Annotated in this window: 5 protein-coding genes and 1 pseudogene; 1 reads left to right on the forward strand and 5 read right to left on the reverse strand. The window is 39.6% G+C overall.

From position 1 onward, the window contains the following. Positions 1-30 precede the first annotated feature (30 nt). The 5 genes and pseudogenes from VCM39_RS16005 to VCM39_RS16025 all read right to left on the reverse strand — a co-directional run bounded on the left by VCM39_RS16005 (position 31) and on the right by VCM39_RS16025 (position 10590). Positions 31-1944, reverse strand: coding sequence for an FG-GAP-like repeat-containing protein (locus tag VCM39_RS16005; protein ID WP_322932857.1), 1914 nt, complete (start codon positions 1942-1944; stop codon positions 31-33). A gap of 17 nt (positions 1945-1961) precedes the next feature. After that, a complete protein-coding gene (locus VCM39_RS16010) occupies positions 1962-4238 on the reverse strand; it encodes a glycoside hydrolase family 97 protein (RefSeq protein ID WP_322932856.1) in 2277 nt (758 codons plus the stop codon). 358 nt (positions 4239-4596) lie between these two features. Continuing rightward, positions 4597-5547 (reverse strand): annotated as a pseudogene (locus VCM39_RS16015) (IS110 family transposase); the annotation flags it as partial. Positions 5548-5885: 338 nt separating this feature from the next. Then, positions 5886-7457, reverse strand: coding sequence for a RagB/SusD family nutrient uptake outer membrane protein (locus VCM39_RS16020; RefSeq protein ID WP_322933992.1), 1572 nt, complete (start codon positions 7455-7457; stop codon positions 5886-5888). A gap of 37 nt (positions 7458-7494) precedes the next feature. After that, positions 7495-10590: a SusC/RagA family TonB-linked outer membrane protein gene (locus VCM39_RS16025; RefSeq protein ID WP_221648672.1), complete on the reverse strand. Its 3096-nt coding sequence runs from the start codon at positions 10588-10590 to the stop codon at positions 7495-7497. A gap of 442 nt (positions 10591-11032) precedes the next feature. Between VCM39_RS16025 and VCM39_RS16030 the strand changes: the two genes are divergently transcribed. Then, complete coding sequence (locus tag VCM39_RS16030) at positions 11033-12877, forward strand: vWA domain-containing protein (RefSeq protein WP_322933991.1); 1845 nt, start codon at positions 11033-11035, stop codon at positions 12875-12877. Positions 12878-12992 lie beyond the last annotated feature (115 nt).

Raw genomic sequence — 12992 nt, forward strand, 5'->3', positions numbered from 1 at the left:
GATAGCCTTCTTACCCTGTTCGTTATCCTTTTACCAAACAATCACCTTTTCTGTTATTGTTTCATTAGCTAATGTAATCTTTACAAGATAAATCCCTTTCGGCAGATTTACAGTTGTATTATTCAATGATACTGATTCTGAATATACATTACCTCCATCCATGGAATAAACATTGATTATACCGTTCAGATCACTGGCAGCAGTAATACGGATGGCGTCTCCCTCGCTCATAACCTTTACAGAGGTCTTCTCCGGTTCGTTTGTTATTCCGGTTCCTGCACCAAAAATAGCAAATGGGCCACCTACTTTAGCATTATCAACCGCTTGTACTCCCCATGTATACTCGCCAGTCAGTCCTGTTACCTTATATAACACTCTCTTGCTGATTAATCCGGAAACTTCGGCTACTTTCAACCGTCCGGTAGTAATATCAGCCGGAATTGTCATTCTGATAACATCTCCCTGCTTGATATACAAATTATATTTCAGAGCACTGGCCGGAGTTACATCATCAGCCGGGGCATCCCATGAGAACATTACAATGCCATTGGAACCCGACACTGCTTTCAAATTGGTAGGTGCACCGGGAGCCTTATTTGCAGTAATTCCTTCGCCTAAATTATTCTTCATCAGGCGGGTATGTGATCCTCCCACATCACCATAACCCACAAGAAATGCATCCAAATTACCATCATTGTCAAAATCTACCAGATTGGCTGTTCCACCCCTTTGTGCTTTTGCACCAGCATACACTAACGGAGAAGCAGTAAACATAGGAGCATCCAGTTTGCCTCCATTGTTCAAATAAACCATATCAGTCTCCTCTGTAGCATTCATATACAGGATATCGCTAAAACCGTCATTGTTAACATCTCCTGCATCGACAGAAAGCGCCTGTCTGCTATTTGGCAACCCCGTTGTAGCAGCACCATATTTGGTAAATCCTCCTACTGAATTGATATACACGTCACCGCGCCAGTTCCAGCTCACAGCTTCGTCCCATCTAACTCCGGGAACCATAAAATCCTGTTTTCCATCATTATTATAATCAATCCAGACAGGATTGCCTTCTTCTATACCTTCAAATTCAATGGGTTCGGCAAAAGTTCCATCACCATTGTTTTTGTAGACTGCACCATTATAACTGCCATGATAACCATAGTCGGCATCATACTTGTCAACGTCAATTCCTTCACCCGAAACAATCAGATCCAAGAATCCATCACCATCATAGTCAGCCCAGGCAGCCCCACCACCAGATAACTGAACAAAGGGTTTAGCCGCACTGCTACCCATTTTGTTTTTTACCGGCTTGTCAATACGTTCAAAATTCTCCCCATTTACATTTCTGTATAAGTATGAGATTCCGGTATTCTTGTCACCTTCGCTTGTACGCCCCTGAATATAAAGATCCGTCCAGCCGTCACCGTCATAATCAGCAGCTACTACATATCGGTTAGAACGATTTTCCTTTCCGTTATTAATCAAAGGGAATAGCCCTGTAAAGACCTCTTCAAAACCGGCATCTCCTCCTTTATTTTTCCATAAACCAGCATAGTATTCTCCATTACTTTTCTTTCCGGCCAGAAACAAATCCAGATTTCCATCATTATTATAGTCGAACCAGGTGGCACTGGATGTCCTCAAACCCGGAAAATTATGCGCAACTTGCTCAAATTGCTTTCCGCCTTTATTTTTATAAAGTAATGTTTGCTCTCCTTGTGAAGTTACACCGGCTATAATCACATCCAGAAAACCATCGTTGTTATAATCTCCCCAGGCAGCAGCAGCTTCATACACCATAGGAATACTCTCTGTTCCACCGTCTACTACAACAGGATTAATGATCTCAGAAAATGAAGCATGTTTCACCTGAGCAAAAGCAGAGGTACAGGCAAGTCCGACCAATGCACATGTGCATCTAAAAATTTCTACGTTTTTCATAATACATTTGTTTTTCATTAATAGATAAAAGTTGTCGAGGCCAATGCAGCTTCTGTCTTCACAGAAACTACATATACTCCTCTATTGAAGCCCGAAAGATCTATCTGCTCAGAATAAGAACCATCCTTAAAATTCTTCGCAAATAAAACCTGTCCGGAGATATTGTTTATTTTCACTGCCTCAATTATTTTCTTTGTCTTTACATGAAGCGTATCGGATTCTTTCTCCACATACACAGTGAGAGGATTCTCCTGATTGACCTTTGCAATACCCGAACCGGAGGAATGGAGCAAGCGAATGGCAAAACCGCCTCCTTTGGCCATGTTGATAGAAAGTTTAGTATCTTTAGTGATTTCCATCTTTTCACAAACATACTCTTTGGGCTGTTCACCCGATGCAGGAACATCCTTAAAGATGTCAGCCTGATAAGAGGCACCAGCTTCCAGAAAACTGAAATCAATTTCTACCGTTCTTGGAGTCCAATCGGTCATACCACCTACATACCAGTCTTTTCCCTTTTGTTTAGCCATCAGAATATAATCTCCCAATTTGGCATCCAATGGTACTGTTTTATCCCAGATTGTAGGAACTGTTGACAAGAAACTAAGTATATCCGGATATTTATTGTATTCTGTTGGAGAGTCACATAAATATCCCACCCACTGGTCATAGATGACATACATTGACAGTTCGTGAGCTCTGGTACCCATACTCATTGGTGGAGTGTTGTCCTTGTCAATAGGTTTGAACTCCTCCTGAGTTACATTTCTCATAGACCCCGGAGTATAATCTTCGGGACCAGCCAATGAACGTATAAAAGGAAATTGTGTATGATATTCAGGCGTCAGAGTGCTTTCCCAGAAATTACACTCAGCACCACGGACAGCCTCAAAATTCAGGATGTTGGGATAAGTACGATTGATCCCGGTTGGAACCGGACAACCATGGAACAGGGCAACCATTTGATTGTCTGCCAGGCGTTGTGCAAACTCCCGTCCCCAACGCATAGCAATCTGATCACTGCGTTCAAAGAAATCGATCTTTGCTCCGGAAACACCATAGTCTTTCATCTTCTTAATCCAGTCCTGCGGATTCTCTCTAACACAACTTGCCCATGTCCAAACCAAAATTTTCACATTCTTCTGTTTAGCATAAAGGCATAATGTACGTATATAATCTTCAGACCAACCGGCATCAAGTGTCATATATTCAATACCATGCTGAGAAGCCCAATCAACATAATATTTATATAATTGAAAAGACAGATTCTTATTTCCTGATGGAAAATCGACTCCTTCTAAAACGGCTTTGTGCCACCATTCCCAAGCACTTTTACCCGGCTGTATCCAAGAAGTATCCGTCAAACGGCAAGGTTCTGCCAACATATACACCAATTCATTGTTAAGCAGAGATTTGTCATCATCAGAAACAATAATAACTCTCCAGGGGAATGTGCGGCTTCCTTCTGTTTTTGCAATATAGTTTTCTCTTGAAATAACCAGATGATTAGAATACCAGTAGCTGGAATTTGAAGGATCAGAATCCATAACCTCTTTAGGGTATTGAGCCCACTTTCCACGCATGGAATTCACGCCGTTTTGCTCCATATACAATCCCGGATAATCATATGTGTCAGATTCCGTTACAACAATCTTGTAAGGAGTATCAGGATACGAAAACAGTACGGGAGATACAGAAAAGCGATTGTTCGTGATATCAGTCGGTGCATTATAAGTTTTATAGAGCCGTTCAAAATTTCTATATCCCTGATGAATCTGGTGTACTTTCCCTTGCTGATCTTTTTCTCCGGAATAATTAGTATCGCACTCCGGGAAATAGATTGTCGGGGTTGAAGTAAAATTGAACACAGCATCTTCACTATTGATAATAATCTCTCCACCCAGACGGGTGATAAAGCGATACGCTATTCCCTCATCGTAAGCCCTCACCAAAAGGTCATAGTTTTCATTAAATGATATTAACAGCTCATTATAAGCCTCTCTCAGAGTTTTATTTTTTCCGGCTACAACATCAATTGTTTGATCCACATGATTGGTCGTTGTACTTTTTACCGTTCCTCCTCCCACAATTGTTCCGTTAGAAAGATTCAATCCTATGGATGAGGGAGCGATCAACTGCTTATCGCCATGCCATACCTCATAGGTCGTACCATTATCTACCCGTAGCTTTATTTTCAACGTGCCGTTAGGCGAGGTCGTTTCATATTCTTCTGCCTGCACACCGAAGGTGCAAAAGAACAAAAACAATAAAGATAAAATTGATTTTCTATTCATACTTCTATGTTGTATTCCTAATAATTGAATACTTTTTTATTTGTTATTAACTTTATAAATCAATTAGTTATCTCTTTTCTCTCATTTTTCAAGAAACAATACCCTACCAGACTAAGATGAAAATCCTACTCTATCAACCACTAATCACTTCTATCGTTCCTCGTGGCTTTCTCTTAAATAAAAGCCCTATTAGACAAACTTCTATGAGTTTAACTGCACAGCGGCAGGCAACAATTTACTTCTTCAGAATAATAGGATGGACGCAACAAACTATTAAGAGATGCAGCTCAAGACTCATCAAATATGAAAAAGGAGTCGTCCAAACTGAAATTTGCCTAACAGGCTTTTATAGGGTATACTAACAACATCTGTCATATTCATATTTCTTCCCTTTTTTCAGCACATTCAAAATTCTGCTTGATAATTTACGGGCGATACGTATAATCGCTTCTTGTGGTTTCATGCGTTTGCAATATTCACCATAGGCGGCTGCCATGACACTGTCATGCCGTATGATTATCCAAGAACTTTCCACCAACATGGGACCGATCTTTTTATTTCCCCTGAATGTTTTCTCGCCGTTACAGGATTTCTCTCCACTGCTATGCATGGTGGGGATAAGTCCTAGATAAGAAGCGAACTTACGCTGGTTGTTAAAGCGGGATATGTCATCTATTTCCGTGAGCAGACACATGGCGGTATTCACTCCTATGCCGGGAATAGAAATAAGAAGGGAATAACGGCCGGCGTACAACGGACTACCGGCTAAATCACGAAGCAGGCGGTTTGCCTTAAGCAGGCTTTGCCTGAATAAGGCAACCTGTTCCAATAACAAATCAAGTCCGATACGGCTGGAGGACAATAAAACCACATCTTCACGTAGCCAAGACATAAAACGTTTAGACCAATGCGTATTAGGACTGGCAAAACAATCGGGCAACTGAACACCATTATTATAAAGCAAATGCTTTACACGCGATTTATAACCACCGAGTTGTTGTTTGAGGGTTTTACGTATGCGTACAACACTACGATTGTCCAGATTTTCTTTCCTGCGAATGTAGATACCTTTAAGTGTGCCGGCCTTTAAAGCTTTGGCAAGCTTCTCCGAATCCACAGGATCAGACTTCATCACATTCTCGTATTGAGTAGTAGGAACATCAGCCGCATGAATGACCATGCAAGAAATGCCATACTCCTGGAGAGCGTAATAAGTCGAGAAGCCACTAAATCCAGACTCGTAAACGGCTTGATAATTTCCGTTAGGATAATGTTTCTTCAAATGTTCAAAGAGCTCTTTGGCAGAAGACTTTTGAGAATGTTTCTTTTTATAACCCGATTAGGTGAGAATAGTCACGCTCCAAGTCTTCAAATGCACATCAATTCCGATATAGATATTTTGTCCATCGAAATTTATTCCTTTACTTTGTACCATAGGTGTAATAGTTTTAATTACTGATTATTTGTTGATTGTCAATTTCACAAATGTAGTAATTCAATTATTACGCCTATTCTGTTTAAAACAAATCTTCGGTCGGGGAACGCCCAGCGGCAAGGGGCGGGACCACCCGTCCCGACGAGCGTTGGTTTTCAGTGTTTACAAACATAGTAACTATTTTGTGCATTAAATGGTCATTAATTATAGATTTAATATCCCGGATTCTGATCTTCTTCACTGATATCATCATTGTTTTTAATCTCTGTATCCGGTATAGGATAGCGCATGTGGAAATCTTTAATCGTTCCCGACTTCTTAGCCCAGGAATTACGTTCTTTGACCAACTCTACAAATTTACCGGTACGAATCAAATCCATACGTCTCCAACCTTCAAAGCAAAGTTCACGGATGCGTTCATTCATAATTTGTGTACGGAATTCATCCTGACCATAATTCCAGGCCATTTCATTAGGCAGGGTCCCACCCCAGGCACGGGCTCGTACCTGATTTACAATCGTATTTGCCTGTCCGATTTCTCCAAGTTCATTTAGACATTCGGCATAACACAACAAAACATCAGCATAACGCAACACAATAAAATTCTTGCCGGAATACCATTCGTTAGCCAAATTCCCGTTGAACTGGTCCGTACGTTCGTCTTCATACTTCTTGATATGTGGATCTAATTCGTCAGCTCCCCACGAAACCTCAGTAGGTGTAATGCCCAGATAGGTAAAATCATAGCGTATACTTTCATCTCTGCGCAAATCACCTTCTTCCCAAATACCTCCTTCGGATTTTGATTTATAAGCATATTCTGTAGGTAATGCCACATCATAGCCGGCAAAATAACACCCCTCGCCAAATGTAGCAACTACTGTACGAGACCCCATATCAAACTGCCAATGATTAATACGGTTCACATTGTCATAATCTAACTCAAAGATCGATTCAGGTGAATTGAACTCTAATTTCTCATCGAAAAGATTTGCAAAATCAGGATCCAGCTGATAACGGTTCATCATTGCTTCAAAACTCTCTTTCGCCAGTTTGAAATCTCTCATTCCTGTCTCTAGGGGAACTGACATGTACGCTTTACCCAACATGGCATAGGCTGCGCCGGAAGTCGCACGTGTTTTATCACCGGATTCTGTATACTTTTCTTTCAAGGATGTTGAAGCAAACGTAAAATCATCAAAGATTTGCTTCCAGACCTTTTCCAATGGTTGGCGGGCTGAATTTTCCATCTTTGCAATATCAACTACCGGAATTTCTCCCCAATACATAGTAAGTTCCATCATCACCATAGCCCGTATGAAACAAGACTCACCCTTCAGACGCTTAATTCTGTCTAAAGTATCTTCATCCTGAGTTGTTTCGGACAATACATCAAGCGCATAAATCGCATTAGCGGCAGAAATAACAATCGGCCATCTTCTTGACCACATCTTATCTACCTGTGTAGACATCGAATTGAGTAAACCGTTGTAAAGATCCAGACTTGCCTGTGCAGCATCATCCATCTGCACGATACCCTGCTTGCTCTCATCCAAGCCTAAAAGTGAGAAAGTCAGTCCTTCGCGCCCGGATTTCGAGTCACGAAATGCTGTATACAAACCATCTACAGTTGGTGCTATATTTTCCAGATTAGAAAAAGCCTCCTGCTCTGTCAAGGATGTTTTAGGCTCCTGATTCAGGAAATCGGAACAAGAAAACATTGTTAAAGAACCTGCCAATATCCAGGCCGTTGCCAATTTATTTATTTTTATTACGTTTTTCATAACTAAACTATATTTTAAATACCTGTGTGAAGACTATTTACAATGAAACACTCAAGCCAAAAACAAACATTCTTGTAGGAGGATACCAATCTCCGGTTTCCGGATCATAGCCTTTATAAGAGGTCCAGCAGAACACATTGGAAATGGTTGAATAAACCCGTAAATTTCCAATCTTCATCTTTTCCACAATTGTCTTAGGGAATGTATATGCTAGACTCAATGTAGACAAACGTAAGTATGAAGCATTCTGTACGGAGAAATCCATCTGACTGGCGGAGAATGTGTTATAGTACATTGTTTCGGTATCCGTAGGGTCATTATAGATAGGACGGGGGAATTTTGCATCTGTGTTTTCCGGACTCCAACGATCAACCAAATCAACAGAAGCAACTCCTGTACCCCGGCTTGTGATTAATGATTCATAGTAAGGACTTAGTTTCTTGGCTCCGTAAGAGTAGTTGAAGACAGCATTCAGCGTAATTCCTTTATAAGATAAGTCTGTAGAAAAACCGCCATAAAACTTAGGATCAGGAGAACCTACAATCACACGGTCTTTATCATCAATCACTTTATCATCATTCACATCCAGCGGATAGAGATCTCCGGGATTAACCTGACGTCCTGAGAAATCAATATTCTTCAAACGATCCATATCTATCACCTGAGCAATACCACCAGTTCTCCAGATGTAGATTGTATTACGGGATTCACCTAAGAACAGATTACCCTCTTTCTGCATGTTACGATTATCATCAATTTTGTAAATAGCATCATTGTTTCCATAAAGCTGCGTAACCTTGTTCTTATCAGCAGAAATATTTGCAGAAAAATTCCACAAGAAATCTCTGGTTTCAATCAATTTAGCATTCATTGAAAACTCAATACCCTTATTTTCAATAGCTCCGATATTTTCTACAGCCGAGCTAAAGCCGGAAGTTAATGGCAGGGAACGTGTCATCAGCAAATCCTTATTCTTTATCACGAATGCATCCAATGATGCAGTAATACGTCCGTTCAGGAATCCCATATCCACTCCCACATTAAACTGCCTCTGAGATTCCCAGGTAATATCTTTTGTTCCCCGGCGTCCTTTAGGTACATAAGTTACTTTGCCATCTTCTAATTTGGCATCGTAAAGTGTATAAAATGCAAAATCATCAATATTCTGATTACCTACCAAACCATATCCCAAACGTAGTTTCAACTGGCTAAGCACATCTTGTTCCTTCATAAAGTTCTCCTCTGCTATATTCCATGCTGCAGAGAAAGAAGGGAACAGCCCCCAGCGTTTACCTTCGGCAAACTTAGAAGAACCGTCATAACGGGCCGTTGCAGTCAGATAATACTTACTTGCATAATTATAATTGGCACGTACTACATATGACATCAAGGTAGATGTAACAAAGTCAGATCCGATAGAACGTTCGTCTGTTTTATAGGAAGATCCTATATTATAATAAGAGAACTTATCAGTACCAAAACCTTTACCGGTTGCATACGTATAATCACGATTCGTTTGAGTAGCACTGGTACTAAAGAGAGCATTAATCTTATGTTCGCCAAATGCACGGTCATAAGAGATAGAGTTATCCCATTGCCAAGTCATTCTTTGATCACGTGTATGTTCGGCCTGACCATCTTGTGAATAACGAATAGATTCCTGAATATCCTTCGGAGTGTATTTGAAACGATCTTCCTGAAAATAGTCAATAGAGAATGAAGTACGAATATTCAGTCCTTTAATAGGATTGATATTCAAGAAATTAGTAGAAGATAACCGATTACGTCTACGGTTATTTTCTATTTTTAAGGTACGAATCGGATTGAAGTAATTGTCATCCTGTACTCCACCATAGTTCAACGTATAAATCTCAGAATTAATAGGTAACATCGGATTCGCACCACGAGCTTTATCATAAACACCATCATCTGAGAAAATATCAGAATCAGTATGTGTAAATGCTGTATTGGTACCAACTTTTAACCAGGATTTTATCGCATAATCTGAATTAATACGTCCACTATATCTTTTATCTCCAAGATTTTCAACCATTCCGGTTTTATTAGAATAGCCTAAACTAAAATAATAAGCACCTTTTTCGGAAGCTCCGCTAAAGCTCAATGCATGATTTTGTTCTACACCAGTACGGGTCACCGCATCCAGCCAATTATAATTATCATTATTATTATAAGCATCAAACTCATATTGAGCAAAAACATATCCTCCTGATCCGTCTTTTGAATAAGGTTTCATTACCCGATTATTCAGAAATGCATTGATTTCATCTTCAGTTGCTCCCGGATGACGTGCAGTAAAGGAGTTCATCGCTGCATCTTTTCTCAACTCAAAAAGGTCTTTTGTTCCCATAGTCTTGGGAAGTTTAGCATCTGTCTGGAAACCTACCCAACCATCATAAGTAACTTTTCCGATACCGTTTTTACCTTTTTTAGTTGTAACTAAAATCACACCATTGGACGCACGGGAACCATACAAAGCTGTAGCAGATGCATCTTTCAATACCTCAATAGAAGCAACGTCATTCAAGTTGACTGAATTAAACCCACCTCCGAAGTTATCCATAACCTGGCCATCTATTACATAGATAGGGTCAGTACTTCCATTAATAGTATTAATACCACGGATTTTAATCGTTGCGTCATCACCAGGTTTAGCAGCATTGGAAATAAATACACCAGCAACACGTCCTTGCAATGCCTGATTAATGTTAGTAACCGGTTTCTCTTCCAATACTTTGGCGCTCACACTTGAGACAGCACCAGTCAAATCACTCTTCTTCAGAATAGTACCAACCACTACTACTTCTTCCAAATCCTGAGCATCTGCTTTCAAAGAGACATTTATTAATGATCTGTTTTTTACAGCAACCTCTTTCGTTTCATATCCAAGGTAACTGAATACCAATGTAGCATCAGCTGCTACGGAAAGTGAATACTTTCCATCCAGGTCTGTAATAGTACCTTGAGTAGTACCTTTTACAGAAACACTTGCTCCCATTAGCACTTCAGAATCAGGAAATCCTGTAACAGTCCCTTCAACTGTCACTTTTTGAGCAGCTAATAGAGTACAACAAAATAACAGGGAGAAAAACCAAATTAATCTGTTTCTTTTCATAATACATTAAGATTAATAATTAAATGAATTTTATATTAATATCCTGTCATCGGCTACCAAACAAATACATAGCCAATAAATAGAATTAGATCAGACTGTTATCAAATCGTAGTTTTATACTTTGCTGTTTCTCAATAAACTATTGATAACATAAAATCTATTTCACATATGCAAAATTAGGCGAACGCAGAGGAGTATACAATGGAGAAATATACTATAAACATGGACAATCTTACGATAAATAAAAAAAAGAAAGTATAAGTATTCTCAACTCTATAATATAGATGTAATATATGGGTTCATCAATCATTCGCGTCCATCCAAGGAATCTTTTTTAGAAATAAATTAAAAAAAAGAAGAAGACATTTATGGAATCTTTCCACTAATAGCATCTATAGAGTAAAACATCGGATTTATGTATCACATTAAAACAATAAAAGGTATGAAAACAAATCAATTAAAAGCAATGATGCTGGGATTGCTGATAGCAGTCATTTCTTTGGGAACAGTAAATGCACAGGTACTTATAATAAAAGGTAAAGTGACCGATGCTGCAGACGGTTTTGGCATTACAGGATGCACAGTACTGGTAAAAGGAACTACGCGTAGTACAATAACCAATGTAGACGGTGAATATACAATCCGTGCCAACAAAGGTGAAAAGCTGATATTCTCCTACATTGGTTATGAAACACAAACAGTGAAAGTAACTTCTGAACGGCTGAATATCACCATGCAGGCAAATAGCCAAATACTTGAAGAGTGTGTAGTGGTAGGTTATGGCATGCAGAAACAGGTAAGCATGTGTGGTGCTGTATCAAACATTATGCCTGGAATAATGACAAGAAGGGCCTATGCCTACGATATGAATACGGAAGAATATAAAAACATTGAAGAAAACGGTTTCAAGAAAGTAAACGAAAATCCATTATCAACTTTTTCTATCGATGTAGATGCCGCCTCCTACAGTAATATGCGCCGTTATCTAAACAGAGGTGAACTACCGCCTGCTGATGCTATCCGCACAGAAGAGTTGATAAACTATTTCTCATATAATTATCCCCAACCTACGGGTAAAGACCCGGTAAAAATTACTACTGAGGTAGGTTCTTGTCCATGGAATAAAAACCACCGCTTAGTACGCATCGGGTTAAAAGCTAAAGAAATTCCTACCGAAAAGCTTCCGGTATCCAATCTCGTTTTCTTAATTGATGTATCGGGATCCATGTACGGACCACAGCGGCTGGGATTAGTTCAGTCTTCTCTCAAACTATTAGTAAACAATTTGCGCGATGCAGATAGAGTGGCTATCGTTGTTTATTCCGGTTCAGCAGGAGAGCGTTTGCCGTCAACCAGCGGAAGTGATAAGCAGAAAATCCGTGAAGCGATTGATGAATTGACTGCCGGAGGTTCTACAGCCGGAGGCGAAGGTATAAAACTTGCGTATAAAATTGCGAAAAAGAATTTTGTGAAGGGAGGAAACAATCGTATTATACTTTGTACGGACGGCGATTTTAATGTAGGGTTATCTTCTAACGAAGGTCTGGAAAATCTGATTGAACAGGAAAGAAAAAGTGGTGTATATCTCACTGTTTTAGGTTACGGCATGGGTAACTATAAAGATAGTAAAATGCAGATACTTGCTGAAAAAGGAAATGGGAATCATGCCTATATTGATAATCTGCAAGAAGCCAACAGGGTATTGGTAAATGAGTTTGGAGCTACTATGCATACAGTAGCCAAAGATGTAAAATTACAAATAGAATTTAATCCATCTCAAGTGCAAGCATACCGCCTCATCGGTTACGAGAGCCGCCTATTGAAAGATGAAGATTTTAATAATGACGCAAAAGATGCCGGTGAAATGGGAACCGGACATACAGTAACTGCTTTTTATGAAGTAGTACCCGTAGGTGTGGAAAGTAATTTCGTGAACAAGGTGGATGATTTGAAGTATCAGAAGAAGGTAAAACCTGCTCTCCAGCCAGCAACTGGTTCAAAAGAACTACTTACAGTCAAATTGCGCTATAAAGCACCGGACGAAGATATCAGCAAGAAATTAGAACTCCCACTTGTTGATAATAAGGGAAACAATGTATCCTCTGATTTCCGTTTTGCTGCGGCAGTAGCCATGTTCGGGCAGTTACTTCGCGATTCTGACTTTAAAGGAGATGCAACATATGCACAGGTTATCGCAATGGCAAAAACAGCATTGGATAATGATGAAAAAGGGTATCGGAGGGAATTCCTCAGACTGGTAGAAACAGCAGATGGATTGAAGCAATAAAGTATCAATAAGAGCGAACGCAGATTAACGCTAATTTTCGCAAATTCAATCTTTGCGTAAATTAGCGTTAATCTGCGTTTCTAAAGTTACATATTAATAACTTTATGAGACTTTT

Origin of the sequence: Bacteroides mucinivorans, assembly GCF_034654355.2 — a bacterium.
Classification (GTDB): Bacteria; Bacteroidota; Bacteroidia; order Bacteroidales; family Bacteroidaceae; genus Bacteroides; species Bacteroides nordii.

What these genes read in the sequence shown, in the direction of transcription:
- VCM39_RS16010 (WP_322932856.1), bottom strand. Translation starts at nt 4,238, where the DNA reads ATGAATAGAAAATCAATTTTATCTTTATTGTTTTTGTTCTTTTGCACC.
- VCM39_RS16025 (WP_221648672.1), bottom strand. Translation starts at nt 10,590, where the DNA reads ATGAAAAGAAACAGATTAATTTGGTTTTTCTCCCTGTTATTTTGTTGT.
- VCM39_RS16020 (WP_322933992.1), bottom strand. Translation starts at nt 7,457, where the DNA reads ATGAAAAACGTAATAAAAATAAATAAATTGGCAACGGCCTGGATATTG.
- VCM39_RS16030 (WP_322933991.1), top strand. Translation starts at nt 11,033, where the DNA reads ATGAAAACAAATCAATTAAAAGCAATGATGCTGGGATTGCTGATAGCA.
- VCM39_RS16005 (WP_322932857.1), bottom strand. Translation starts at nt 1,944, where the DNA reads ATGAAAAACGTAGAAATTTTTAGATGCACATGTGCATTGGTCGGACTT.